The following is a 25,873-nucleotide window of genomic DNA, read 5'->3' as shown; positions in this document are numbered from 1 at the left end:
TGGTCGCATGGCCAGTCAGAAATTATCGGACTGCAAGTCTAGCACAGTCATTGAGTCAATTTTCGCAATAGTCCTCAATTCGGGCAGAATTTGGGCGGGCTGCTTTGGTTTCTTGTCGGAAATCATGTAGTTAACCTTGCGGAACAGCGCAAGGCGGCGCAGTTCAACCGCAAGGTATTGCGGTTTCGTGCGAAGGCTTATCAAAGGCTCGTTGCGCCGGATGCGGCCAAACACCCCGCCGCGATGATACCAGAACCCGTCGTCATCGAAAAACGCCCAGAGCGGGCGGGCGCTGGCGCGGATGTCGAGCAGGGTGACGACATGCCCGGCTGCGGCAAGCGCGCTGGCGATCGGGCGCATCCGCGCGCGCCGGCCTTCCAGCAGAAAATGCAGCCTTGGCTTTGGCGCGGGCAGTGAAATTGCCGGGCCCGGAACCGGGATTGGTTCCGGCTTGGGCGGTGGCGGGAAATTGGCCTGGCTATGGGCGATCCCTTCATCAAGCCGCGCCAGCAGAAAGCGCAGCCGCTGCCCGCCGATCAGGCCAAGCAGATGGTAGTTCAGCACCCGGTTGCGCAATCCGCGGCGCTGGGCGCCAAGCGCGGCCGCGGCATCGGGCGCATGTAGCCTGCAAAACCGTGCCGCCGAGGCGCCGATTTCAAACATGTCGGTGGGCATTCGCCGCCGGTCACGATGCGGCCCGGCGGCAAAGGCATGGTGAACCTGTGCCGCCGGCACAATCGCGGTAGACCAGCCCGCCTCGGACAGGCGCAGATTCACGTCCGTTTCGTCAAAATAATAGCGAAAGCCTTCATCAAACCCGCCAATGGCGCGCAGCGCATCTGCGCGGAACGCACAGGCGGTGCCCACGGTTTTGACAAAGCGGTCAGGCTCGGGGGCGAACACGGTCCAGGGCTTGCGCAAGTCTATGCTCAGCGGCCTGTCGCGCCCGTCACGGCCAAAGGCATCGGCCTGCCATTGCATGGCCACACCATTCGTGCCGCGCGACATGCCCCCTGCCGCCCCGATATGCGGGTCGGCAAAGGGTGCGGTGATCCGTTCGATGAAACGCGGGTCGGGCAGGCAATCATCATCGCAAAACACCACGATAGCGCCCCTGGCCCGTGCCAGCCCGATATTGCGCGCAAGCGAGATATTGGCGGGCTGGCAATCGTAATGCGAAAGCGGCGCCGGTGCCGGCCCCATTGGTGCGGGCAGGTTGGAAACGACGATGGTTTCAAAATCGGTAACGGTTTGAAAACGCAGACAGTTCAGCGCCGACGCCAGGGCGTCAGCCCGGTCACGGCTGACGATGACAAGCGAAATGCGCACCCGCGCCCCTAGCCATTGGCGCGGGGCGTAACCCCCGGCACATGCGCAATGAAGAACGGGTTTTCATAGCCGGGCTTGCCATAGGTCAGCGGCGCCAACGTATCGGCGCGCAGCACATAGCCACCCGCAGCGGCCAGCACCGCGTGGCCAGCGGCAGTATCCCATTCCATCGTGCGGCCAAGGCGCGGATAAAGGTCGGCCTCGCCCGCCGCCAGCAGGCAGAATTTGAGCGACGAGCCAGCGGCGCGGAAATCACCCACCGCATATTGCGCGATATAGGCATCGGTCGCCGCATCGCGGTGCGATTTGGAGGCGACGATGATCAGCGCATCGGGCGCGGGCACATGCAGCTCCAGCTTGTTCAGCGCGCCGGGGGTTGTCGCATCAAACGGGCCGATCTCCTCATAGGCGCAGCCCATGCCGGTCAGAAACAGCCTCTGGCGCGCGGGCGCATAAACCACGCCCGCAACCGGTGCGCCGTGTTCAACCAGCGCAATATTCACCGTAAAATCGCCGCGCTTTTGCACAAATTCCTTGGTGCCATCCAGCGGGTCGACAATGAAAAACCGCGTATGGTGCTGGCTGTGGCTGTCGGCCTGCTCTTCGGTGACGACGGCGCTGTCGGGGAAAGCCTTGCGCAGCCCCGCCGAAATGATGGCATCGGCGGCCTCGTCGGCGGCGGTCAGCGGGCTTTGATCATCCTTGAGGCGCAGGCCGATCTCGTCGCTTTGATAATAGCGCATGATCTCGGCACCGGCTTCCAGCGCCAGCTTGCGCAGCGTTACGATTGTGTGATCCAGCACGGCTAACCTCGCTTCGGGCTTGATTGTTTACCTGCTCTTATGGCCTTGTAGCCATGCTGGCAACAGCGCGCAGCTGAATTTGGCCGAACTTGATGGAAACCGCAGACAAAAACCCGATCTTCGAGCAGGCGCTGCCCACCACCATGCTGGGCGCAGCCTTCAGCTTCAGCGAGCGGGTCTACCACACCACGGTGCATGAAATCCGCAAATCATCCGGCAATGCCCCGCTGGGGATTTTGAACGAGATGTTGCAGACAATCATGTATGTCGCCATGTTCTACTTTCTCTATCAGGTGATCGGGCTGCGCAGCCTTGCCATACAGGGTGACTTTATCTTGTTCCTGTTGACGGGCGTGTTTTTGTTCCTGCTGCATAACCGGGCAATCCGCTCGGTGCTAAGCTCGGCAGATGCAACACAGCCGATCATGCTGCACCGCCCGATGACAACCATGCTTTCCATCGCCTCAAAGGCGCTGTCGGGGCTGTATTTTCAGCTTTCGGCGGCGGGGCTTATCCTGTTCTTCGTGTTCATCTTTCGGGGCGGGATCGAGCTGCAAGACCCGTTCGGCCTTGTGCTGCCGGTGTTTACCGCATGGTCGAGCGGTATCGCGCTTGGGCTGGTTTTTCTGATGGTGCGCCCCTTTGCGCCCAAAATGGTCGGGCTTTTGTCATCGGTCTATATGCGTGCCAATATGATAACTTCGGGCAAGGCGATGCCGGCGGCCTATATGCCGGCGATCATGATCGACTGGTTTGATTGGAACCCGCTGTTTCATGCCATCGACCAGGCGCGTGATGCGACCTTTGTGAATTATGATACATCCGTCAGCTCGCCGACCTACGCGCTTTATTTTACGCTGCTGTTTGTTCTTATCGGGCTGATGGGCGAATTCTGGATGCGCCAGAACCTGTCGGCAAGCTGGAGCAACAGATGAACGCAACCCCGCAAGGCACCCTGGCGTTGCAAACCATCGCCATGCCCGCCGATACCAATGCCAATGGCGATATTTTCGGCGGCTGGCTGATGGGGCAGATGGATCTTGGCGCCTCGGTTCTGGCGCGCCAGCGTGCGCAGGGGCGCGTGGCCACGGTTGCGGTTGATGCGATGACCTTTTACAAATCGGTGCTGGTCGGCGACCTTGTGTCGCTCTGGGGCAAGCTGGTTGAAACCGGCACAACCTCGATGAAAATCGAGGTGGAGGTCTGGGTGACACGACAGCCCGGCAACCAGCTTTTTCGTGTCACCTCGGCACGATTTGTGTTTGTGGCGGTAGATATGAACGGCCAGAAACGCAGCCTGCCCGCCACTGGATCAGAGCGCGCTTGAGGCTTTGCGCCGCGATGTTTTCACGCTAAACGGGGCAAGGCTTCAATTTTCATCGGGTGGATTCTATGAAACTCACGCTTGTTCTGGCGCTGCTTTTCGGGTTGGCGGGCACGGCAATTGCACAAACCTATGGCCCTTCGCTTTACGATGTGGCCAATGTGGCCAGCGATGATGTGCTGTATATCCGCAGCGCCCCCGATGCCGATAGCCCCAGCCTTGGCAGCTTGCGCCCCGATGCGCGCGGACTCGAGGTGACAGGCCAAAGCGCCGATGGCAAATGGGCACGCGTCAATTCCGGCGAAGCGGCGGGCTGGGTGGCGCTGCGCTTCTTGCGCCTGTCGGCCGCCTGGGCCGATGGCACGCCCTTCGGGCTTGCCTGTAGCGGCACAGAACCGTTCTGGTCGATCCGCGCCGTGCCCGGCTATCTGGAATATGCCGATGCGAATGGCGAAACCCGCCGCTACCGCGAGCATGAGCGGCTGCGCGGCGCGGGTGTCGGCTTTGCCGATCTGGCGATCATCGGGCAGGCCGATGGCCAAAGCGCCTCGATGATCATTTCACCGGCCAGCTGCAATGACGGGATGAGCGGGCGTGAATATGCGCTGCGCATTCAACTGCTGCGCCCCGGTGCGCAGATGCCGCTTTTATCGGGCTGTTGCAGCATGATTGCCGCGCAATAGCCGCTATAATGTAACTTTAGGCAGGATTTTACAGCAAATCTGCGCGCAAAACCCTACGAGTGCTTGCGACCGGATTGCTGCGCTCTTATATACCCGTCGAACTTTGGGATGAGCGCCACGGGGCCGAATGCGGACCGGGCTCTCTCAATCGCCACTGAAAGGAAGACCATATGGCTAAAGTAATCGGCATTGACCTTGGAACCACCAACTCGTGTGTGGCCATCATGGATGGTGCGGCCCCGCGCGTGATCGAAAACTCGGAAGGTGCGCGCACGACACCTTCGATCGTTGCCTTCACCGATGAAGAGCGGCTTGTCGGCCAGTCGGCCAAGCGCCAGGCTGTGACCAACCCCACCAACACGATGTTCGCCATCAAGCGCCTGATCGGGCGCCGCTTTGAAGACCCGCTGGTCGAAAAAGACCGCGGTCTTGTGCCTTACGAAATTGTCAAAGGCGACAATGGCGATGCCTGGGTGGAAGCCCGTGGCGAGAAATATTCGCCAAGCCAGATTTCGGCCTTCATCCTTGGGAAAATGAAGGAAACCGCCGAAAGCTATCTGGGTGAAGCCGTGACGCAGGCCGTTATCACCGTGCCCGCCTATTTCAACGACGCCCAGCGCCAGGCCACCAAGGATGCCGGTAAAATTGCCGGGCTTGAAGTGCTGCGCATCATCAACGAGCCGACCGCGGCTGCGCTGGCCTACGGGCTGGACAAGAAAGAAACCAAGACCATTGCCGTTTACGACCTTGGCGGCGGCACGTTCGATATTACCATTCTGGAGATCGACGACGGTTTGTTCGAAGTCAAATCGACCAATGGCGACACCTTCCTTGGCGGTGAAGACTTCGATATGCGCATTGTCGAATATCTGGCCGGTGAGTTCAAAAAAGAGAACGGCGTTGACCTGACCAAAGACAAAATGGCCCTGCAACGCCTGAAAGAGGCCGCAGAGAAGGCCAAGATCGAGCTTTCGTCCTCGACCCAGACCGAGATCAACCAGCCGTTCATCTCGATGGATCCGAAAACCAGCCAGCCGCTGCACCTTGTGCTGAAGCTGACCCGCGCCAAGCTGGAAAGCCTGGTGGGCGACCTGATCACCAAGTCGATGAAGCCCTGCCAGGCCGCGCTGAAAGATGCGGGCCTGAGCAAATCGGACATTGACGAAGTTGTTCTGGTTGGCGGGATGACCCGTATGCCCAAGGTCATGGAAGAGGTGACCAAATTCTTCGGCAAGGAGCCGAATAAAGGCGTGAACCCCGATGAGGTTGTGGCACTTGGTGCCGCCATTCAGGCCGGTGTTCTGCAGGGCGATGTGAAAGACGTTGTGCTGCTTGACGTAACGCCGCTTTCGCTGGGGATTGAAACGCTGGGCGGTGTGTTCACGCGTCTGATCGACCGTAACACGACCATCCCGACGAAAAAGTCGCAGGTGTTTTCAACCGCCGAAGACAACCAGAATGCCGTGACCATCCGCTGTTTCCAGGGCGAGCGTGAAATGGCCGCCGACAACAAGCTGCTTGGCCAGTTCAACCTTGAACAAATTCCGCCCGCCCCGCGCGGTATGCCGAAGATCGAGGTGACCTTCGATATCGATGCCAATGGTATCGTATCGGTTTCCGCCAAGGACCAGGGCACCGGCAAGGAACAGAAGATCACCATCCAGGCAAGCGGTGGCTTGTCGGATGACGATATCGACAAGATGGTGCGCGAGGCGGAAGAGAACGCCGAAGCCGATAAGGCGCGCAAAGAGCTGGTCGAGGCGAAGAACGCCGCTGAAAGCCTGATCCACGGCACCGAAAAGTCGATCGCCGAGCATAGCGACAAGGTCGATCCGTCGACCGTTGAAGTGATCGAACTTTCGATCAAGGCGCTGAAGGAAACGCTTGAAAGCGACGATGCGGAGAAAATCCGCGCGCGTTGTCAGGATGTGACCGAAGCCGCCATGAAGCTGGGTGAGGCGATTTACAAAGCTCAGGCCGAAGAGGCCGAGGCCGAAGGCAATGCCGCAGGTGAAGGCGGGGCCGGCGATGACGATGTGGTCGACGCCGATTTCGAAGATATCGACGGCAAAAAGTCGTGAACTAGCGAACAATAGCGAAGGGGCTCGCAGCCGCGGGCCCTTTTGCATTGAGCGGGAATATCCCAATGGCAAAACGTGATTATTATGATGTGTTGGGGGCGTCCAAGGGCGCCTCGGCAGATGAGTTGAAAAAAGCCTTCCGCAAGAAGGTGAAAGAGCTTCATCCCGACCAGAATCAGGACAATCCCAATGCCGAGGCGCAGTTCAAGGATGTGAACGAAGCCTATGACATTCTGAAAGATGCCAATAAACGCGCCGCCTATGACCGGTTTGGCCATGCCGCCTTTGAAGGTGGCACGGGGGCCAGCGCGGGTGGCGGCGGCGGCTTTCACCCCGGCGCGCGGCAGGGCGGGGGCGATTTCGCCTCGGCCTTTTCCGATGTGTTCGATGATTTGTTCGGCGATTTCATGGGCGGCGGCGGGCGGCGCAATGCCGGGCCGCGCGGCGCGGCGCGTGGCGCCGATCTGCGCTATAATCTGCGTGTGTCGCTGGAAGATGCCTATCATGGCAAGGCGGCAACGATCACCGTGCCCGGCTCGACCGCGTGCGACAAATGCAATGGCACGGGGGCCGAAGGCGGGGCCGAGCCCACGACCTGCCCCACCTGTTCGGGCATGGGCAAAGTGCGCGCGCAGCAGGGCTTTTTCACCGTTGAACGCACCTGCCCCACCTGTTCTGGGCGCGGTCAGGTTATCAAGAACCCCTGTGGCGCCTGTGCGGGTGCAGGCCGCGTGCAGCGCGACCGCACGCTATCGGTCAACGTGCCAAAGGGTGTTGAAACCGGCACGCGCATTCGCCTTGCGGGCGAGGGCGAGGCGGGGTTGCGCGGCGGCCCTTCGGGGGATCTGTATATTTTCATCGAAGTGCGGGAGCATGGTATCTTCCAGCGCGACGGTCAGAATCTTTACTGCCGCATTCCTGTGCCAATGGCGACCGCGGCGCTGGGTGGCAAGCTGGAGGCCCCCACGCTCGATGGTGGGCGTTCACGCGTTGATGTGCCGGCCGGTGTGCAAAGCGGCAAGCAATTGCGGCTGCGCGGCAAGGGTATGCCGGCGCTGCGCGGCAGCCAGTTTGGCGATATGTATATCGAGCTGGCCGTTGAAACCCCGGTGAACCTGACCGCGCGCCAGCGCGAATTGCTGCGCGAGTTTGAAGAGCTTTCCAAGGATAACAACCCCGAGGGCAGCGACTTTTTCTCGCGTGTGCGCAAGTTCTGGGACGGGATGAAAGGCTAGGCGGTCGCGCGGCGCTAGGGCGCTGCGCGGCGCCTGCTGTTCTGGCGGCTGATCTGCACGGCCAGAATGCCCGCGGAAATGACCAAAACCCCGAACGCATCGCGCAGGCTGACCTGTTCGCCAAGCATGATGAAGGCCACCAGCACCCCAAGGAACGGGTTGAGAAAGTGGAAGGTTGCCGCGCGTGTCGCGCCAATGCGGTTGACCAGCGCAAACCAGATGATTGTGGCAATCAGGCCGGGAAACAGGGTCATATAGATGAAGGCCAGCGCCAGTGGCAGCGACGGGGTCACGACCCAGGTTTCAAACAGCACGGATATGGGGAACAGAAAGGCCGCGCCGGCCAGCATTTGCAGCCCGACCACCATAAGGATATTGCCCGAACTGTTGGTGCCGCGCATCAGCAAGGTGGCGGTGGTCAGCGCGGCCAGGCCGACCAGGCACAGAACCAGCCCTATCAGATCGACCCCGCCTTGCAGGCGCGCCGCCATGATGATCAGCACACCCACAAGCCCGGCGCACAGGCCAAGAATGCCAAGCGGGCTGAGCTTTTCGCGAAACAGCACCCAGCTTGACGCCGCCACGGCAATGGGCAGCATCGAGGCGATGATTGCCGCAAGGCCGGCCTCGATTTTCTGCATCGCCAGAAAGTTCAGCCCGAGATAGATGCCGTTCTGAAAAATGCCAAACAGGATGATGGCGACCCATTGCGCCCGGCTTAACCGCAGCCGCTGGCCCAACAGCCAGGCCAGCCCAACCGCAAATGCACCGGCGATCAGGAACCGCACGCTGAGCATCAGAAAGGGCGGGGCATATTGAACGGCGATGCGCGCCGCCGTAAAGGCGCTTGACCATAACACCGCAAATGTCAGCCCAAGGCCGAGGGCGCGAATATCCATACCAACCCCAAAGAAAACAGGCCGCCCAAGGGCGACCTGATAAACACATGGCCACAAAGGGGCCGGGCGGCCTTAGCCGTTGATCATGTCTTTCAGCGCCTTGGCGATGGTCACTTTGGCCACGCGGTCGGCTGGCTTTTGCATCTGCTCGCCAGTGGCGGGGTTGCGCACCATCCGCTCGGGGCGGGCGCGGCAGGCGAATTTTCCGAGGCCGGGGAGTGTCACAGCGCCGCCAGCGGCCATTTCGCTGGAAACGATATTGGCAAGGGCTTCAAGCGTGCGGTTCGCGCTGGCCTTGTCGCTGCCTGTTGCTTCGGCGAGTGCGGCTACTAGCTGCGTTTTGGTCATCGGCTTCTGGGTCATGTTTTCCATCCCTGTTTCTTGCGTTTCTTCTGGCCAATTGCCCGAAGGTGATAGACTGGCATAGGCCAAATTGAATATTGAACTCAATAAGCAATACGTTCGATGCGGCAGTTTTGCCGTATTTTCCGCACTAAAGAAAGGCTGTTTCTTCGAAAGAACGCAATTTCCGGCTGTGCAGACGCTCTAGCGGCATGTCGCGCAGGCTTTCTAACGCACGAATGCCGATTTGCAAGTGCTGAGCGACCTGGTTCTTGTAAAAGGCCGTGGCCATGCCCGGCAGTTTCAATTCGCCATGCAAGGGCTTGTCGGACACGCATAAAAGCGTGCCATAGGGCACCCGAAAGCGAAAACCGTTGGCGGCGATTGTGGCGCTTTCCATATCCAGCGCAATGGCGCGGGATTGCGAAAGCCGCTGCACGGGGCCGGATTGGTCGCGCAACTCCCAGTTGCGGTTGTCAATCGTCGCCACGGTGCCGGTGCGCATGATGCGCTTCAGCTCGTAGCCCGAATAATTGGTGACCGAGGCCACCGCCTGTTCCAGCGCCACCTGCACCTCGGCCAGCGCGGGGATCGGCACCCATGTCGGCAGGTCATCATCCAGCACATGGTCTTCGCGCACATAGGCGTGGGCCAGCACATAATCGCCAAGGCTTTGCGAATTGCGCAACCCCGCGCAATGGCCAAGCATCAGCCAGACATGCGGGCGCAAAACGGCCACATGGTCGGTGATGGTTTTGGCATTGCTTGGCCCCACGCCGATATTGACCATTGTAATGCCGTTCCCGTCGGCCCGCGTCAGGTGATAGGTGGGCATTTGCGGCAGTTTTGCCGTCAGCTCCCCGGCTTCGCCCGCGCTGGTGGTGATGCGGTTGCCCGGCTCGACCAGCGCGATATAGCCGCTTTCGGGGTTTGCCACCTGTGCCTGGGCAAAGGCCAGAAACTCGTCCATATAGAACTGGTAGTTGGTGAACAGAACGTGGTTCTGAAAATGCGCAGGGCTAGTGGCCGTGTAATGGCTGAGCCGCGCAAGCGAGTAATCGATCCGCTGGGCGGTAAAGGGTGCAAGCGCACGAAACCCGTCCGGGCCGATGCCGCCAACACCGTTGACGATATGGTCATCGGTGGTTTCAAGGTCGGGCACATCGAACACATCGCGCAAGGGGCGTTGCAGCCGGTCTTCGATCGAGCCTTCAACATGCGTGCCTTCGAGCATGGCGAAATGCAGCGGTATGGGCGTTTCGGAGTTTGAAACCGTGAGCGGCACGCCGTGGTTTTGCAGCAGCAAGCCAAGCTGCATGGTCAGGTATTTCGAGAACAGGTCGGGCCGGGTAATGGTGGCGCTATAGCGGCCCGGCTCGGCCACATGGCCGTAGGACAGGCGCGAATCGACCTTGGCATAGCTCGATGTTTCAAGGCTGACCTGCGGGTAAAAGGCACGATACCGCGCCTTGGCCGTGCCGCTGTCCATCACCGCGCCAAACTGGTCGCGCAGAAAGTCGGTCGCGGTCTGGTAGCGCGCGATCAGGTCTTCCACCGCGCTTTCGGCAGTAGTGTGCAGCTTTGCAGCCAGTGTGGGCGGTTGTTCAACCGGCAGGCCGATCAGGCGGGAATTCATTTTCATTGGGTTTCCGTAAATAAATCGACTTTGCTGAAGGTGGTCACATCTATCAGCCCTAAATCAGAAATGCGTAACGAGGGAATGACAACCAGCGCCAGCAGCGAATGTTGCATATAGGCATTGTTGAGCGTGCAGCCACAGGCCGCCATTGCCGCGACCATTTGGTCGGCGGCGGCGGCAACCTCGGCGGCGGGCGCGTCCGACATCAGCCCGGCTATGGGCAGCGGCACGGTGGCCAGCTCTTTCCCCTCGGCCCAAACGGTAACACCGCCACCGATGGCACCCAGATGGTTGGCAGAAGCGGCCATATCGGCCTTGGATGTGCCCACGACAATCATCTGGTGGCTGTCATGCGCCACGGTCGAGGCCACGGCGCAGGGCCGGTTATAGCCAAAGCCCGACACGAGCGCATTGGTCACAGCACCTGTGCCTTTATGGCGTTCAACCACGGCGATCTGGCAGACATCCTGTTCGGCATCGCTGTTCACAAGCCCGAAATCATCCACCCCCAGCCGCGCGGTCAGCGCCCTGGTCGGGGCCTGGTTTTCGACCACGCCAATCACGCGGGCAGTAACGCCACGCGCGCCGATCGGGGCTTTGATGTCAAAATCATCCGCCGCCAGAACCTTGCCCATGCGCACGGTTTCGCGCGTGTCTTGTGGCCAAGTGTAATCCGGCATCGGGGCCAGCATTTCGCTGCCTTTCGCAATGACCACGCCGCGTGCGATCACGGTTTCCACCGGAAAGCTGCGCAAATCCGAGGTCAGCACCATATCGGCGCGGCGACCGGGGGCGATGCTGCCAAGCTCGCGCTCCAGCCCGAAATGGGTGGCGGTGTTGATGCTGCACATCTGGATGGCGACCAGCGGGTCACAGCCGCATTCAATCGCGTGGCGCAGAACGCGGTTCATATGGCCCTCGTTGACCAGCGTGCCGGAATGGCAATCATCGGTGCAGAGGATGAAATTGCGGCTGTCGAGCCCCTTTTCGGTAATCGCGGTGATCTGGCTTTCAATGTCATACCAGGCCGAGCCGAGCCGCATCATGGAACGCATACCAAGGCGCACACGGGCAATGGCATCGGCCTCGCAGGTGCCTTCATGGTCATCGGCGGGGCCGCCGGCGGCATAGGCGTGCAGCCCGTTCAGATCGGGGCTGGCATAATGCCCGCCCACAACCTTGCCCGCGCGTTGTGTGGCGGCAATCTCGGCCAGCATTTTGGGGTCTTCATTCATCACAGCGGGGAAGTTCATCATCTCCCCCAGCCCGATGATATTGGGCCAGGTCATCGCCTCGGCCACATCTTCGGGGGTAATCTCGGCACCCGTGGTTTCCAATCCGGGCGCGCTTGGCACGCAGCTTGGCATTTGCACGAAAACCGAAACCGGCTGGTCGAGCGCCTCGTCATGCATATGGCGCACACCGGGCAGGCCCAGCACATTGGCCACTTCATGCGGGTCGACAAACATGGTCGTGGTGCCGTGCGGCGCGACGGCGCGCACAAATTCGGTAACGGTGAGCATCCCGCTTTCAATATGCATATGCGCATCGCACAGGCCCGGCACCATGAAGCGGCCAGCCGCCTCGATCACCCTGGTATCGGGGCCGATCATTGCGCTTGCATCGGGGCCGCAATAGGCGAAACGCCCGGATTTTATGGCAATATCGGTATTGTCCAGCACCTCGCGGCTATGGACATTCACCCATTTGCCGCCACGGACAACCATGTCGGCAGGCGCACGCCCGGCGGCAACCGCGATCAATTCTGCGGTAACATCGGGCCATGAAGAAAGAGCAAAACGTGACATGGCCAAACGTGCCATGAGGCGAAAATTTGATCAAGGGGTCAAATCTTCGCCGGGTGTGGCGACAAGCGCGTGCAAACGCCGTTCGGTTTTGCGCGACTCGGCGCGAATCCAGGCCAAGAACCGTTGCATTTGCGGGCGTGTGGCGGCATCGGCGCGCACTGACATCCGGTAGGGGTGGCGTGCTTGCAGGTGTTGGGCAGGTGGAAAGGGCAGCACAATGCGGTGCAGTTCCAGGTCTTCCAGCACCAAAGACAGGCCGCAAACCAGAAAGCCAACCTCCTGACGCACGGGTTCAAGCGCCAGGCGGGCGTTCTGGTATTGCACGCCACGGTCGGGCCCGCTTTGCCGGTAGCCAAAGGCCTGAAACCATTCAACCCAACCCGGCTGGTTGCCCGCAAGCTGTTCTTTGAGATGCAGCAGCGGCATTCCTTCCATTGTCAGGTCGCTATCCCAATCAGCAATGCGGCGCGGATTGTCGGGGCCGGAAATGGGCAGCAGGATATCGCTGAACAGCACCTCGCCCGGCCCATCGTCCAGGGTAACGCGCAAATCCGGCGCACCCAGGCGCACAGGCACATCGCCCGCACCGTTGATGCAAAATTGGATATTCGGATAGTCTTCGCGAAAGCCGGCCAGACGCGGCGCCAGCCACAATTCGGCCCAATCGCTTTCGGCCACGATATGCAATGCGCCGAGCCGTTGGAAATCCAAGGCCTCGGAAACGCGTTCGAGCGCTGCAAATGCGGCACCAAGATCTGCCTGCGCCAGTTCAAGCGCGGCGGTTGGCTGCAGGCCGGACCGGCCGCGCACCAGCAGATCGGTGCCCAGAAACTCCTCGATTGCGCGAATCCGCTGACCAACGGCGGCGGGTGTGATGCCCAGCTCTTCTGCGGCCGCTTTCAGGCTGCCTGTGCGCAGCGCCATGTCCAAAGCTTGCAGCGAACGCAGATGGGTGGTTGCGGTCATTTGATAAAGATTACCTTTATTGCGCTAAAGTTCCTGTGAAATTGATAAAGGTTATCTTTCACAAAGCAAAGATAATTGCATTTTGAGTCTGACTGCATTGCGCCCATCCTGAACAGACAGGCATCAGGATTGAAATTTGGGAGAAGGTTAAAATGAAACGATACATGATCGAACGCGAAATTCCCGGCATCGGTGAATTTTCCGTAACCGAACTTTGCGGCGCCGCGCGGGCGTCAAACCAGGCGTTGGCCGCCCTGGGACCGGATATTCAATGGCAGCATTCCTATGTGGCGGGTGAAAAGACATTCTGCGTCTATCTGGCCAAGGACGAAGCGGCAATCAAACAGCATTCAGAGATGAGCGGGATTCCCTATTCCAGCGTGTCCGAAGTGTCGCAAATCATCGACCCGTTGACCGCGAATAACTGATGCGGCGCCCGGAATGCGCCTTTGCCGGCGCAGTCTGCTAGAGGCGGCCAAACACCTCGGCCAGCATCATTTCCAGCGCGGCCTGATCGTCGGTGTCGAAGGCATCGGACTGGTCGCTGTCTATATCCAGCACGGCAATCACCGCGCCCGCGCCGTTGAACACCGGCAGAACGATTTCGCTGCGGGTCGAGCTTGCGCAGGCGATATGGCCGGGGAAGGCATTTACATCGGCCACGAGTTGCGTGCGCCGCTCGCGCGCTGCCGCACCGCATACACCGCGCGAAAACGGGATGGTCAGGCAGCCATGCCCGCCCTGATAGGGGCCGATCTTCAGCAATTCGGGCGCGGTCACGCGGTAAAACCCGACCCAGTCAAACCGCGTATCGCCATAAAACAGCTCGCAGCTGATCGTGGCCATGAGCGCGACTTCGTCATGCTCGCCTTCACAGAGGCTGCGGATTGCGGGGAGGATCTGGGAATAATTATGCTGCATACCGCCTGCTTATCAGGTCTTGGTGGCGCGTCAATCCTGCGTTATCAGGCGGTAAGGAGACCTGCCATGAAACGCTACCCGCCCGATCTGCCAGCTGTGCTGATTACCCCCGCCGTGGCCGCGGCCTTGGCCGAGGATTTGGGGGCAGCGGGGGATATTACCACGCTGGCAACGCTGGCGCCCGATGCAACAGCCGTGGCCGTAATGAACAGCCGCCAACAGGGCGTGATCGCCGGGCTGAAGCTTGCGCGCGCGGCCTTTGATGCCATGCAGGCGGGGCTGGTGTTTGAGGCGCTGGTCGCCGATGGCGATGTGGTGCGCGCAGGGCAGGATATTGCCCGGATTTCCGGCAATGCACGGGCGATCATGTCGGCCGAGCGGGTGGCGCTGAACTATCTGTGCCATATGTCGGGCATTGCCAGCCATACGGCGCGGTTCGTGGCGGCGGTGGCGGGCACAGGCGCGCAGGTTTGTGATACGCGCAAAACCACGCCGGGGCTGCGGGCGTTTGAGAAATATGCCGTGCGCTGCGGGGGTGGCGCCAACCACCGCTTCGGGCTGGATGATGCGATTCTGATCAAGGATAACCACATCGCCGTGGCGGGCGGGGTGCGCGCCGCCGTGGCGCAGGCCCGCGCCTATGCCGGGCATCTGGTGGCCATCGAGGTGGAGGTGGACCGGCTGGAGCAGCTTTCAGAGGCGCTGGAGCTTGGCGTGGCGGCGCTGTTGCTCGACAATATGAGCAATGCGCAGTTGCGCGCCGCCGTGGCGCTGAATGCGGGGCGCGCGAAGCTCGAAGCCTCGGGCGGGGTGACGCTGGAGACGGTGGCGGCAATCGCGGCGACGGGGGTCGATTACATCTCGACCTCGCGCATTACGATGGCGGCGGGGGTGCTGGATATCGGGCTGGATATAGACCTGGCGGCGGGTTAGCGGCGCGGGCAGATGCCTCCGGCGGGGATATTTTTGAGCAAAAGATGTTTGGGGTGCAAAAAGGCCGGGGGGTGAGCCCGGCCTTCAAGCAGTTTTTCGTGCAGTTTAGCTGCGGGCAAATTCGGGATAGGCTTCCATGCCGAGTTCCGCCCAGTCGAGCCCGTTGACCTCGTCCTCGGTTGAGACGCGGATGCCCATTGTGGCTTTCAGCACCAGCCAGACCACCATCGAGGTGCCGAAGACGAAGGCGCCGACGATGAGGATGGAGGCGACCTGGCCAAACAGCGTCGCATCGCCATTGGTAAACACTACAGCCAGTGTGCCCCAGATGCCGCAGACCAGATGCACCGGGATGGCGCCAACCGCATCGTCGATTTTCAGGCGGTCGAGCAGCGGAACCGCCACGACAACCAGCACGCCGCCAACGGCACCGATCAGCGTTGCCGCCCCCAGGCCGGGTGTGAGCGGTTCAGCGGTGATGGAGACCAGACCAGCCAGCGCGCCGTTCAGCACCATTGTCAGGTCGGGCTTGCGGAACAGCAGCTTGCTGGCCAGCAGCGCCGCCAGGGCACCACCGGCAGCGGCGGTGTTGGTATTGGCGAAGATGCGGCTGATATCGGCCACGTTGCCGGCCGTGTTCATGTAAAGCTGCGAGCCACCGTTGAAGCCGAACCAGCCAAGCCACAGGATGAATGTGCCAAGCGTGGCCAGCGGCAGGTTGGAACCGGGCATCGGCACGGTTTTACCGTCACGGTATTTGCCGATGCGCGGGCCAAGAACGATTGCACCTGCAAGTGCCGCCCAGCCACCGACCGAATGCACGACGGTGGAGCCGGCAAAATCGAGGAAGCCAAAATCGGTATCAAGGAAACCTTCGCCCCATTTCCAGCTTGCCTGAACGGGGTAGATGAGCCCGGTCAGAACGACGGTGAAAACCAGGAAGGGCGAAAGCTTGATACGTTCGGCCAGCGTGCCTGACACGATTGACGCCGTGGTGGCGCAGAACATCAGCTGGAAGAAGAAATCCGAACCGACCGAGGCATAGGTCAGATCGGGTATGGTTTCGGCCAGGCCGACAGGGTCGAGCGTGGTGGTCGAAAAGGCCCCAAGCACGTTGGTAATGGTCCAGGCATCGCCCGGATACATCAGGTTATAGCCGACGAGGTAATACATGATCGCGGCTATCGCAAAGAGCGAAATGTTCTTGGTCAGCTGGATGGTCACGTTTTTGGAGCGCACAAGCCCGGCTTCGAGCATGGAAAAGCCCGCACCCATGAACATCACCAGAAAGCCGGTGACGAGAAACATGAAGGTGTTCAGGATATAGCCGACCTCGCCCATTGCGGGCGGTGCAAGTTCCTGGGCCAGCGCCGGGCTGGAAAGCGCCAGCAGGCCCGAAAGCGGGAGCAGGAGTTTCAGGGGAGTTTTCATAGCGCGTCCTCGCCAGTTTCGCCGGTGCGCACACGCAGTGCCTCTTCGACATTCAATGTGAAAATTTTACCGTCGCCGATTTTGCCGGTATGCGCGGCCTTGGCCAGAACCGCGACGATATTCGCGGCCTCGGCATCGGGCACAACGGTCTCAACGCGCAGCTTGGGCACATAATTGACGACATATTCGGCACCGCGATAAATTTCGGTATGGCCTGCCTGACGGCCATAGCCTTTGATTTCGGATACCATGAGCCCTTGCACGCCCGCTTCGGTCAGCGCGGCACGCACATCCTCGAGCTTGAAGGGTTTGATTGTGGCGATGATCAGTTTCATGCGCGCTCCTGTAGCTGTGACGACCTTGCTGGCCGACGCCGCCATCAATGCTGCAACGCAACATGATGCCAAGGAATTTGCTGGGAGAATGGCCAGAGAATCTGATGGTCTGGTTTGAAATTGAGCAATTTGGGTAAGATGCCTAAAAAATAAGCAAAACTAGAATCGGCCCTGCTGAAGGAACCGGATGCTGGCGGCAATTGCCTCGGGCGAATCCATCATTTTGAAATGGGTAAGCTTCAGCGCAAGGCAATGCCGGGCATGGCCAAAGGCGCTGGTCAGCGAGACCTTGCCGTCATTCGGCCCTTTCAGCCCGGTCAGAACATCGTAAAGCGGCAGGGCGGCGGTGCCGGCAATCGCGCCGATGCACAGTGCAGGGTCGGGCTTTGGTTGTTCGCGGGTCAGCTCCAACAGCGCCGGGCCAAGCACCGGGGCAAGCAGTGCCGAGCGATTTGCGAGGCTAGAGCCCAGATTGGGTGCGCCAAGCTGCACAATGCGCCCGCGCCGCGCTGCGGGCAGCATTTCGGCCAGGCGCAGCGCCAGAATGCCCCCCAGAGAATGGCCGATGAAATGCACAAGGCCGGTTTCGGGCAGCAATGGCGCAAGCTGGCGGGCCAGCGTGGCCAGATCGTCGCGATGGCTGGGATAATCGGGGCAGAGGGGCGTAAAGCCCGCCGCAGATGCCGCGTGCGCCATGCGCCGCATCGAGGCGGCGCTGCGCCCGAGCCCATGCAATATGATCACCCAATCAGACATGGGCCTACTATGCGCAGCAGAAGTCGGGGTGCAAGGCGCCATCGGCAAAGGCGCGCGCAACAGCGCAGCCAGAAGGCGGAATGGCGGATTACGGCGTTCACATCGGCGCATATACGCGTTATGCAGGAAAAAAATCAACGAGCAGGCGGCCAATGGCCCATACACCCAGAACCCCCGTTGCCCCACGACTGACCGCGGCAAAACCAAAGCCCAAAGCCAGAAAGCCCCGCCCGACGCGGCCGCGCAAACCTGCGCCCAGAGGCGGGCTTCTGTCGCGGATGATCCGGGGCATCTGGCGCGGTTTCTGGCGGATTGTCTGGTGGCTTACCTGGCGCGGCGCGCTACTCGGCGCGCTTGGCATGGCGGTCTGGGTGGGCTGGTATGCCGCCAAACTGCCAGCAATGGAAGATTTGCTGGACGCGCGCAGCGGCGGTTCGGTGCAGTTGATGGACCGTGATGGCAATATTTTTGCCTGGCGCGGCGAACAGTTTGACGGCAGCCTGCGCGCCGGAACGGTCTCGCCCCATTTGCGCAATGCGGTGATTGCCACGGAAGACAAGCGTTTTTACAGCCATCTGGGCGTGTCGCCGCGGGGTATTGCCAGCGCCATCCGTATCAATCTCAGCGAGGGGCGCGGCGCGCTGGAAGGGCATGGCGGTTCCACCATCACCCAGCAGGTGGCCAAGCTTTTATGCCTTGGCGTGGAAATTTCCCAAGGGCAAAGCCAGGCCGAATACGAGGCAGAATGCCGCCGCTCCAGCATGTGGCGCAAAATTCAGGAAGTGCCGTTCTCGCTGGCGATGGAATTCATGTATGACAAGAATGACATCCTGTCGATCTACCTGAACCGCGCCTATCTGGGGGCCGGGGCTTATGGATTTGAGGCCGCCGCACAACGTTATTTCGGCGTTTCGGCACGCGATGTGAACCCGTCGCAAGCCGCAATGCTGGCCGGCTTGCTGACCGCGCCCACCCGCTTTGCGCCCACCACAAACCTTGAACGTGCCCAGGAACGCGCCGCCATTGTCATCGGGCTGATGCGCGAACAAGGCTATCTGACCGAGATCGAAGCCAGCATCGCACTGGCGAACCCGGCAACGCTTTCACCAGCGGCACGCGAGCCCGTGGGCGGGTATTTTGCCGATTGGGTCATGTCTGAAGCGCCTGAATATCTGACCACGGAAACCAGCGAAGATGTGCAGATTCTGACAACATTCGACCCCGAAATCCAGGCTGCGGCCGAAACGGCGATGGCAGAGATTTTCGATGCACGCCTGTCCGAAGATTCGGTAGCGCAAGCGGCGATTGTGGTCATGTCGGCCGATGGTGCCGTGCGCGCAATGGTGGGCGGGCGCGAGCCGAATGATCAGGGCGGCTTGTTCAACCGCGCCACCCAGGCCACCCGGCAAACCGGCTCATCCTTCAAGCCCTTTGTCTATGCAGCGGCGCTGGAAGCCGGGTTTTCACCCAATATCTATGTCGAAGACCAGCCGATTTCGATCGATCTGCCGGGCCAGCCGCCCTATCGGCCCGAAAACTATTCGCGCGAATATGCCGGGCTGATGACGATGACCGAGGCGATGAGCCGCTCGATCAACACCATCGCGGTGCGCATATCCGAAGAGGTGGGCCGCGAACGTGTGCGCGCAATGGCAATGGATTTTGGCATTACAACGCCGCTGGCCGAAGGCCCGGCCGTGGCGCTTGGCGCATCGGATGCGCGGCTGATCGAGATGACCGGCGCCTATGCGGGCTTTTTGAATGGCGGGCGCTATACCCGCCCCTATGGCTGGCTGGATTTGCGTCTGGCGGGCAGTTCGACCGTGCTGATGAGCGCCGAACGCGAACAGGGCCGCCGTATTCTCAGCGAGCAGGCTGCGGGCTATCTTGTATATATGCTTGGTCAGGTCGTGGAGCTTGGATCGGGGCGCCGGGCCAATATTCCCGGCTGGCAGGTGGGCGGCAAAACCGGCACCACACAGGGCGGTCGCGACGCCTGGTTCATTGGCTTCACGGCTGATTATGTCACCGGTGTCTGGATGGGCAATGATGACAATACCCCGCTGGTCGGGGTTACAGGCAGCTCGTTGCCCGCCGAAATCTGGCATGATGTCATGGTGCGCGTGCATGAAAACCGCACACCCCGCCCGCTACCGATGATCGTGCCGCCACCGGCGCGCCCGCTCAGCGAGTTGGACCAGCCCATCGAACCGGAAACGCAGAATTTGCTGGATATCCTGCTCAACGGCCCGAACAACCGTTGAGCATGGTGCAAATTCAATAGGCGTTCAGGCGGCGGGTCAGTGCGGCCAGATCGCCACGCTCGGCTTCAAGCATGGCGCGCACTTCCTCACGCTCGCTCGAAATCATGCGAATACCTTCGATGATCAGGTCGAACACTTTCGGCCGGCCACCGGAATCAAACACGTGCCATTCCAGCGCGAAGGGCGATTTGCCCGGCTGGCGCACCTGTGATTCGACCAGAAACTGCGCATTTCCCGCCTCACGCACCCGCACGATGGTAATATCAGCGCCGCGATAATCGTTGAACTGGCGCCCGTATTTGGATGACATGTAGTTCTGGAACGCTTCATTGAAGGCGCGCTGCTGGCCGCCAGAGGCAGCGCGGTAGGGCGGGCCAAGCACCGAACGCGCGATGGTCGGAATATCGGCATAACGGCCAAACAGCGTTTTGAACCGCGGCAAAACCTGCGATTCCGACTGGCCGGAATTGATGATGCCAAGCACTTCGTTGATCACGGTCTGCACGAAACTGGCCGACTGATCGGCTGTCAGCGCCAGTGCGCCTTTGGGCAAAGCGACTAGGGCGGCTGCCCCGGCAAGAACGAAACGGCGGCTCGGATTATTGTGCGAATGGGTCATCAAGATCCTCGACTACGGTTTCACCGGCAACGGCCCGGCGCTTGTTTTGAATATAGGCCAGCCGCTGCGCGGCATAGCTGTCGGTCGATTCGTAAAGAAGCGTGTTCACCAGGTCGGCATAGGCCAGCCTGTCGCCCACAAGGCTGAGGCCGCGCAGTGCCAGCAGGTAATAGGCCTGCTCTTCGGTGATCACGTAATTCAGCGGGTCAATCGCCAGATCTACCACAATGCCAATCGAATCACGCACAGAGCTTGCGCCAAAGAAGGGCAGCTCGATATAGGGGCCGCTGGGCAAACCCCAGACGGCCATCGTCTCGCCAAAATCGGTGGTGCGTGAGAACAGGCCGATTTCAGCCGCCGGGTCGCCAAGCCCGGCAATGCCCACGGTCGAGTTGAGCAGGAAGCGCGCCAGCACGACACCGGCAGATTCCGGATCGCCCTGCAGCACATGGTTTACAAAGTTGCGCGGCTCGCCAAGGTTGCCCGCGCCATTATCGAGCATTTCGCGCAATTCGGGCGGCACAATGCTGTAAATCTCGGCGGCGGGCGCCAGAATCAGCCCATCGACCGCCTTGTTGAACGCATGGATGCTGCGGTTGGTCGGCTCGAACGGGTCGTTGATCCCGTCATTCATGCCGGTTGTCTGGCCCGTGCCCGCGCATCCGCTTAGCGCAACAGCGCCAAACAGCAGGACGGCCCGAAAATTCACAATCGCCAAAGGCATCACGTCATCCCAAAAACAGCCTTTCAAATATATTGCATTCGGGGGGGAGTTAAACCCTCGCAAATGAATTTAGTGGATATGTTGCAAGATCGTGCCGAAAATGCAGCACCGATGATTGCAAGCACCGGGTGAATTGGCCCATATAACCTAAACCAAAGGAGTGGCGGGTGAGCAAAAGCCGGGCCGATCAGCAAGGCGCACAGGAGTTGCGCAGCATCATGCGCCATGCACGCGGCGGGTTCTGGGCGATCGGGGTGTTCAGTCTCTTCGTCAATATCCTGATGCTGACGGGCCCGCTCTTCATGCTGCAAATCTATGACCGTGTGCTTGGCAGCCGGTCGGAAGCAACCCTTGCGGCCTTGTTTGCGCTGGTGGCGGCGCTGTTCATCATTATGGGCCTGCTTGAACATGCGCGCGGGCGCATTGCCGGGCGGATTGGTGCCAGCTTTCAGGCGCGGCTCGATGCGCGGGTTTTTGCCGCCGAGCTTGACCCCGGCCAGCAGGCCCGCAACGCCGGACGGCCCGCAACCGGCCTGGCTGATCTCGAGGCGATGCAACGCTTTCTCGCCTCGCCCATTTTGCTGGCTTTGTTCGACATGCCCTGGACGCCGCTGTTTCTGGCGGTGATCTGGATGTTCCACCCGCTGCTTTTTGCGCTGGCCCTTGGTGGCGGGCTGCTTTTGGTCGCGCTGACGCTGCTGTCGCAGATAACGGCGCGCAGCCCGGGGCAAAGCGCCACGCGCCACGCGCGCCAGGCCGACCTTACGGCTGAAACGCTGCGCGTTCATGCCGAAACCGTGCGCGGGCTTGGCATGGGCGAAGCGGCCTTGCAGCGCTGGCAGATCGACCGGCAGGCGGGGCTGAATGCCCAGCTTGGCGGGGCCGATGCGGCGGGCAGCTATGCGTCTATGGCCAAGGTGATCCGCTTCTTCCTGCAATCGGCCATGCTGGGCTTGGGCGCCTGGCTGGTGTTGCAAGACGAGTTGACCGGCGGCGCGATGATCGCCGGCTCGATACTGCTGGGCCGCGCCCTGGCCCCGGTCGAGGTGATCATCGGCCAATGGGCAGTGGCGCAGCGCGCCCGCGCGGGATGGCTGGCACTGCGCGCCCTGCTGGGCTCTGCCCCCGTGCCTGCTGCGCGCACCGAATTGCCGCGCCCGCGCGCCATGCTCGATGTGCAAAACCTGACCGTGGTGCCGCCGGGGGGCACGATGGCCGCGCTGCGCACGCTGAACTTCCGGCTGGAGCCAGGGCAGGCGCTGGGGGTGATCGGGCAATCGGGCTCTGGCAAATCCACGCTTGCGCGCGCGCTGACCGGCATATGGCAACCTGCTGCGGGCCATATGCGGCTGGATGGCGCAGCACTGGACCAGTTTTCGCCCGCCGCGCTTGGCCGCCATATCGGCTATCTGCCGCAGGATGTGGTGCTGTTTGCAGGCACGATTGCTGAAAATATTGCCCGTTTGCAGGCTGCGCCGGATGATGCCGCCGTGGTTGCCGCCGCGCAAAAAGCTGGCGCGCACGAGCTGATTCTGGCACTTCCCCAAGGTTATGACACGCCGGTTTCCCCCGGCAGCAGCCGCCTGTCGGGCGGGCAAAAGCAGCGTATCGGGCTGGCCCGCGCCATGTTCGGCGCGCCCGTGCTGCTGGTGCTGGACGAGCCGAATTCCAACCTCGATGCCGTGGGTGGCAACGCGCTCAACGCCGCCATTCGCGCCCATAAGTCCGCCGGCGGTGCTGTTATCATCATGGCGCATCGCCCCTCGGGCATTGCGGAATGCGAGCTGGTTCTGGTTATGGAAAATGGTGCAGCCCGCGCCTTTGGCCCGCGCGACGAGGTGCTGAAATCGCAGCTCCAAAACTACAATCAGGTCGCACCCGGCATTGGTGCAAAGGTGGCGGAATGAGCGCGCGTTACAGCATTCGCCGCCATGTGGCGCTTGGCTTTGCTGCCCTTGGCCTGCTGCTGGGCGGGCTTGGCATCTGGTCGGTTTCGGTCACGATATCGGGCGCGGTCGTGGCAGGCGGGCAGGTCATGGTTGCTTCGAACCGGCAGGTTGTGCAGCACCCGGATGGCGGCGTGGTTGGCGAAATTCTGGTCGCTGATGGCGATATGGTTGAAGCCGGGCAGGTGCTGATCCGCTTTGACGCAACCCTGCAGCGCAGCCGCCTTGCCGTTCTCGAAGGGCAGATCAACGAGATTCTGGCCCGCCGCGCGCGGCTGGAGGCCGAGCGTGACGGGCTGGATGCGCTGAACCTGCCGCCGGAACTGGCCGACAGGGCGGATGAGCCGGCAATCGCCCGGCTGATTGCCGGACAGGCCAGCCTGTTTCAGGCACGCGCCACCAGCCTGGCCGGCGAACGCGCGCAGCTTGCCGAACGCATTACGCAAATCGAAAACCAGATCGCCGGGGCCAGTGCGCAGCGCGTCGCCCTGCAAACCCAGCTTGACCTGTTGCAGCCCGAATTGCGCGACCAGCAAGACCTTCTGTCGCGCGGGCTTACCCAGGCCGCCACCGTATCTGCCCTGCAGCGCGAGGCGGCGCGGCTGGCCGGCAGCATTGGCGAGATTGATGCCAGCATTGCCGAAAGCCGCGGCCGCATCGCCGAGATCGAGCTTGACAGCCTGCGCCTCGGCAGCCGTTTTCGCGAGGAGGCGATTACCACCTTGCGCGACCTCGATTATTCCGAGATCGAACTGCGCGAAAGCCGCCTGTCGCTGCTCGAAACTCTGTCGCGGCTCGATCTGCGCGCCCCGCGCGCGGGCATCGTTTACGGGCTGACCGTTTATGCCATTCGCGCCGTGGTGCAGGGCGCCGAGCCGATTCTCTATATCATCCCGCAAGATTCGCCACTGGTCATTGCCGCCCGCATTCCGCTGATCGACATTGATCAGGTCTATGTCGGCCAGCAGGCACGGCTGCGCTTTGCGGCCTTCGATCTGCGCAACACGCCCGAGCTTCTTGGCCAGATCACCCGCATTTCGCCGGATTCGCTGGTCGATGAGCGTGGCGGATTTTCCTATTATGCCGCCGAATTGTCTCTGCTGCCGGGGGAGCTGGCCAAGCTGGGCGAAAGGCAAACCCTGTTGCCCGGAATGCCGGTGGAAGCCTTTATCGCCACGCGCGAGCGCACGCCGCTGAACTATCTGGTCAAGCCGATGGCCGATTACTTCAACCGTGCCTTCCGCGAAGACTAGCGCGTTTTGGGGGCGACAAAGCCGGTATTTTGCCCTAACACGCTGCCAGTTGACCACAGCAAAGGCCCGCCATGTTTGACCGTTCCATCAAGATCGCCCCCTCCATCCTGTCTGCCGATTTTGCCAATCTCGGTGCCGAAATCCGCGCGGTTGAAGCCGAAGGCGCCGACTGGATCCATGTGGACCCGATGGATGGGCATTTCGTGCCGAACCTCACCATTGGCCCCAACGTCGTTGCCGCCATCCGCCCGCATGTGAAAACCTTCATGGATGTGCATCTGATGATCGCCCCCGCCGACCCCTATATCGAGGCTTTCGCCAAGGTGGGTTCAGACATGATCACCATTCACGCCGAATCCGGCCCGCATCTGCACCGCAGCCTGCAGGCGGTGCGCGGTTTTGGCAAGAAAGCCGGTGTGGCGCTTAACATGACCACGCCGATCAGCCATATCGAACATATTCTCGACGCGGTCGATATGGTGCTGATCATGACAATCAATCCCGGCTTTGGCGGCCAGAAATTCACGCATTCGATGGTTGGTAAAGTCCGCGATATGCGCAGAATGATCGGCGATCGCCCCATCCATATTCAGGTGGATGGGGGGATTGACCCGACCACCGCGCCGCTGGTGGCCGCCGCTGGCGCCGATGTGCTGGTCGCAGGCTCGGCTGTGTTCAAGGGCGGCTCGGTCGACACGCCGCAGGTTTATGGCGACAATATGCGCGCCATTCGTGCAGCAGCCGAGGCGGCACAGGCCTAGCGCCGCCTATTTCTTCACATCGTCCGGGTGTGGATGCGCGGCGAACTCGCCGCCGATCACGCGCGACACAAAGGCATCCGGGTCGGGCCGTTCGGTGGCAGCAAGAACCTTGGCGGCAAAGGCATCGGCGCTGTCTTGCGGGCGATAGCCGATATGGCTGGCCTTGGAATTATCCACCCCCTGTTGGGAATTGTCCGAGGTGCCATAGATCACCGAAAAGCCGACGCGCGGCGCGGTCAGCGCGGCGGTGACAAGGCGCACCATGTCATCAAAGCTCAGCCAGCTCCACAAAAGCCGCCGGTTGCTCGGCTCGGGAAAGCACGAGGCGATGCGCAAACACACGCTTTCCAGCCCGAACTTGTCCCAATACATGCTGGCAAGGTTCTCGGTGAAACACTTGGTCATGCCATAAAACGTGTCGGGCCGGTGGGGCATGTCGGTGGTGGCGATCTTGTTCACCTCGTGAAAGCCGATGGCGTGGATCGAGCTGGCATAGATCACCCGCTTCACCCCATGCAGCCGCGCGCCCTCATACATATGGTAGCTGGCGGGCATGGTGTCGGATACGATCTCCTCAAACGTCTGCTCACGCGGCGGCGCGCCGAAATGCACGATGGCATCACAATCCCTGGTGGCATCCATCGCGGCTGCACGATCAGCCAGATCAATCTGCCGGATCTCCTCATTCGGGCCAGCCGCGCCCATATCCACACGGTCCACCAGCCGCAAATGACTGGCCAAGGGCGCCAACCCACGCCGCAAATGCCCCCCAAGGCTGCCAGCCGCGCCGGTGATGAGAATGCGGTTGTAATCGGGCATAT

Annotated in this window: 25 protein-coding genes; 11 read left to right on the top strand and 14 right to left on the bottom strand. The window is 61.2% G+C overall.

The genetic code is table 11. The features are described 5' to 3' along the window. Nucleotides 1-15: 15 nt before the first annotated feature. Together LGT41_RS03620 and cysQ are read right to left on the bottom strand one after the other, a co-directional pair. On the bottom strand, nt 16-1,329 hold the full coding sequence (locus LGT41_RS03620) for a glycosyltransferase family 2 protein (RefSeq protein WP_274128668.1): 1,314 nt from the start codon (nt 1,327-1,329) through the stop codon (nt 16-18). Between the two features lie 8 nt (nt 1,330-1,337). Further along, the gene (gene cysQ / locus LGT41_RS03615) at nt 1,338-2,132 is read right to left on the bottom strand and encodes a 3'(2'),5'-bisphosphate nucleotidase CysQ (RefSeq protein WP_274128667.1); all 795 of its coding nucleotides are present in this window, start codon (nt 2,130-2,132) and stop codon (nt 1,338-1,340) included. A gap of 92 nt (nt 2,133-2,224) precedes the next feature. Between cysQ and LGT41_RS03610 the strand changes: the two genes are divergently transcribed. The 5 genes from LGT41_RS03610 (at nt 2,225) to dnaJ (ending at nt 7,455) form a co-directional block, all read left to right on the top strand. Beyond that, nucleotides 2,225-3,067 (top strand): ABC transporter permease, encoded by an 843-nt coding sequence (locus tag LGT41_RS03610; protein ID WP_274128666.1) that lies wholly within the window; start codon nt 2,225-2,227, stop codon nt 3,065-3,067. Continuing rightward, nucleotides 3,064-3,459 (top strand): acyl-CoA thioesterase, encoded by a 396-nt coding sequence (locus LGT41_RS03605; protein ID WP_274128665.1) that lies wholly within the window; start codon nt 3,064-3,066, stop codon nt 3,457-3,459. Before LGT41_RS03610 ends, LGT41_RS03605 begins: the two co-directional genes overlap by 4 nt. 65 nt (nt 3,460-3,524) lie before the next feature. Beyond that, nucleotides 3,525-4,139 (top strand): SH3 domain-containing protein, encoded by a 615-nt coding sequence (locus LGT41_RS03600; protein ID WP_274128664.1) that lies wholly within the window; start codon nt 3,525-3,527, stop codon nt 4,137-4,139. 170 nt (nt 4,140-4,309) lie between these two features. Further along, complete coding sequence (gene dnaK, locus LGT41_RS03595) at nt 4,310-6,220, top strand: molecular chaperone DnaK (protein ID WP_274128663.1); 1,911 nt, start codon at nt 4,310-4,312, stop codon at nt 6,218-6,220. A gap of 65 nt (nt 6,221-6,285) precedes the next feature. Then, on the top strand, nt 6,286-7,455 hold the full coding sequence (gene dnaJ, locus LGT41_RS03590) for a molecular chaperone DnaJ (protein WP_274128662.1): 1,170 nt from the start codon (nt 6,286-6,288) through the stop codon (nt 7,453-7,455). A gap of 14 nt (nt 7,456-7,469) precedes the next feature. On the opposite strand, the gene LGT41_RS03585 is transcribed toward dnaJ, so the two are convergent. The 5 genes from LGT41_RS03585 to LGT41_RS03565 all read right to left on the bottom strand — a co-directional run bounded on the left by LGT41_RS03585 (nt 7,470) and on the right by LGT41_RS03565 (nt 13,109). After that, nucleotides 7,470-8,354 (bottom strand): DMT family transporter, encoded by an 885-nt coding sequence (locus tag LGT41_RS03585; RefSeq protein WP_274128661.1) that lies wholly within the window; start codon nt 8,352-8,354, stop codon nt 7,470-7,472. A 72-nt stretch (nt 8,355-8,426) separates the two neighbouring features. Then, complete coding sequence (locus LGT41_RS03580) at nt 8,427-8,717, bottom strand: HU family DNA-binding protein (protein WP_274129653.1); 291 nt, start codon at nt 8,715-8,717, stop codon at nt 8,427-8,429. 130 nt (nt 8,718-8,847) lie between these two features. Continuing rightward, nucleotides 8,848-10,332 carry an AMP nucleosidase gene (locus LGT41_RS03575; protein ID WP_420720207.1) on the bottom strand — a complete coding sequence of 495 codons (1,485 nt, stop codon included), beginning with the start codon at nt 10,330-10,332 and terminating at the stop codon, nt 8,848-8,850. Between the two features lie 2 nt (nt 10,333-10,334). Continuing rightward, the gene (ade, locus tag LGT41_RS03570; RefSeq protein WP_274128659.1) at nt 10,335-12,143 is read right to left on the bottom strand and encodes an adenine deaminase; all 1,809 of its coding nucleotides are present in this window, start codon (nt 12,141-12,143) and stop codon (nt 10,335-10,337) included. A 30-nt stretch (nt 12,144-12,173) separates the two neighbouring features. Further along, nucleotides 12,174-13,109 (bottom strand): LysR family transcriptional regulator, encoded by a 936-nt coding sequence (locus LGT41_RS03565; protein ID WP_274128658.1) that lies wholly within the window; start codon nt 13,107-13,109, stop codon nt 12,174-12,176. 152 nt (nt 13,110-13,261) lie between these two features. Here LGT41_RS03565 and LGT41_RS03560 point away from each other — a divergent pair, with 152 nt between their 5' ends. Then, a complete protein-coding gene (locus LGT41_RS03560) occupies nt 13,262-13,537 on the top strand; it encodes a DUF4242 domain-containing protein (protein WP_274128657.1) in 276 nt (91 codons plus the stop codon). A 37-nt stretch (nt 13,538-13,574) separates the two neighbouring features. Here the strand turns inward: LGT41_RS03560 and LGT41_RS03555 are convergent, their stop codons facing one another. Then, a complete protein-coding gene (locus LGT41_RS03555) occupies nt 13,575-14,030 on the bottom strand; it encodes a GAF domain-containing protein (protein ID WP_274128656.1) in 456 nt (151 codons plus the stop codon). A gap of 66 nt (nt 14,031-14,096) precedes the next feature. On the opposite strand from LGT41_RS03555, the gene nadC reads away from it, so the two are divergent. Continuing rightward, complete coding sequence (gene nadC / locus LGT41_RS03550) at nt 14,097-14,963, top strand: carboxylating nicotinate-nucleotide diphosphorylase (RefSeq protein ID WP_274128655.1); 867 nt, start codon at nt 14,097-14,099, stop codon at nt 14,961-14,963. Nucleotides 14,964-15,068: 105 nt separating this feature from the next. On the opposite strand, the gene amt is transcribed toward nadC, so the two are convergent. The 3 genes from amt to LGT41_RS03535 form a co-directional block, all read right to left on the bottom strand. Further along, nucleotides 15,069-16,394 carry an ammonium transporter gene (amt, locus tag LGT41_RS03545; RefSeq protein WP_274128654.1) on the bottom strand — a complete coding sequence of 442 codons (1,326 nt, stop codon included), beginning with the start codon at nt 16,392-16,394 and terminating at the stop codon, nt 15,069-15,071. Then, a complete protein-coding gene (locus tag LGT41_RS03540) occupies nt 16,391-16,729 on the bottom strand; it encodes a P-II family nitrogen regulator (RefSeq protein ID WP_274128653.1) in 339 nt (112 codons plus the stop codon). The genes amt and LGT41_RS03540 overlap by 4 nt, the downstream gene beginning before the upstream one ends. 159 nt (nt 16,730-16,888) lie before the next feature. Next, the gene (locus tag LGT41_RS03535) at nt 16,889-17,485 is read right to left on the bottom strand and encodes an alpha/beta fold hydrolase (RefSeq protein WP_274128652.1); all 597 of its coding nucleotides are present in this window, start codon (nt 17,483-17,485) and stop codon (nt 16,889-16,891) included. A 278-nt stretch (nt 17,486-17,763) separates the two neighbouring features. On the opposite strand from LGT41_RS03535, the gene LGT41_RS03530 reads away from it, so the two are divergent. Next, the gene (locus LGT41_RS03530; RefSeq protein ID WP_337993021.1) at nt 17,764-19,749 is read left to right on the top strand and encodes a transglycosylase domain-containing protein; all 1,986 of its coding nucleotides are present in this window, start codon (nt 17,764-17,766) and stop codon (nt 19,747-19,749) included. 13 nt (nt 19,750-19,762) lie between these two features. On the opposite strand, the gene LGT41_RS03525 is transcribed toward LGT41_RS03530, so the two are convergent. Both LGT41_RS03525 and LGT41_RS03520 read right to left on the bottom strand, forming a co-directional pair. Next, a complete protein-coding gene (locus LGT41_RS03525; protein WP_274128650.1) occupies nt 19,763-20,368 on the bottom strand; it encodes an MlaC/ttg2D family ABC transporter substrate-binding protein in 606 nt (201 codons plus the stop codon). Beyond that, nucleotides 20,349-21,092 carry an MlaA family lipoprotein gene (locus LGT41_RS03520; protein ID WP_274128649.1) on the bottom strand — a complete coding sequence of 248 codons (744 nt, stop codon included), beginning with the start codon at nt 21,090-21,092 and terminating at the stop codon, nt 20,349-20,351. The genes LGT41_RS03525 and LGT41_RS03520 overlap by 20 nt, the downstream gene beginning before the upstream one ends. Before the next feature lie 218 nt (nt 21,093-21,310). Between LGT41_RS03520 and LGT41_RS03515 the strand changes: the two genes are divergently transcribed. The 3 genes from LGT41_RS03515 (at nt 21,311) to rpe (ending at nt 25,052) form a co-directional block, all read left to right on the top strand. Next, the gene (locus LGT41_RS03515) at nt 21,311-22,999 is read left to right on the top strand and encodes a type I secretion system permease/ATPase (protein ID WP_274129652.1); all 1,689 of its coding nucleotides are present in this window, start codon (nt 21,311-21,313) and stop codon (nt 22,997-22,999) included. Further along, nucleotides 22,996-24,291, top strand: a complete 1,296-nt coding sequence (locus LGT41_RS03510) for an HlyD family type I secretion periplasmic adaptor subunit (protein ID WP_274128648.1) — start codon at nt 22,996-22,998, stop codon at nt 24,289-24,291. The genes LGT41_RS03515 and LGT41_RS03510 overlap by 4 nt, the downstream gene beginning before the upstream one ends. 71 nt (nt 24,292-24,362) lie before the next feature. Beyond that, nucleotides 24,363-25,052: a ribulose-phosphate 3-epimerase gene (gene rpe, locus LGT41_RS03505; protein WP_274128647.1), complete on the top strand. Its 690-nt coding sequence runs from the start codon at nt 24,363-24,365 to the stop codon at nt 25,050-25,052. Nucleotides 25,053-25,058: 6 nt separating this feature from the next. Here the strand turns inward: rpe and LGT41_RS03500 are convergent, their stop codons facing one another. Beyond that, on the bottom strand, nt 25,059-25,871 hold the full coding sequence (locus LGT41_RS03500) for an NAD-dependent epimerase/dehydratase family protein (protein ID WP_274128646.1): 813 nt from the start codon (nt 25,869-25,871) through the stop codon (nt 25,059-25,061). Between the last annotated feature and the right edge of the window lie 2 nt (nt 25,872-25,873).

Source organism: Abyssibius alkaniclasticus, from assembly GCF_020447305.1.
Classification (GTDB): domain Bacteria; phylum Pseudomonadota; class Alphaproteobacteria; order Rhodobacterales; family Rhodobacteraceae; genus Abyssibius; species Abyssibius alkaniclasticus.
The sequence above is the reverse complement of the archived record's forward strand: the minus strand, read 5'-3'. Positions and strand labels throughout refer to the sequence as shown.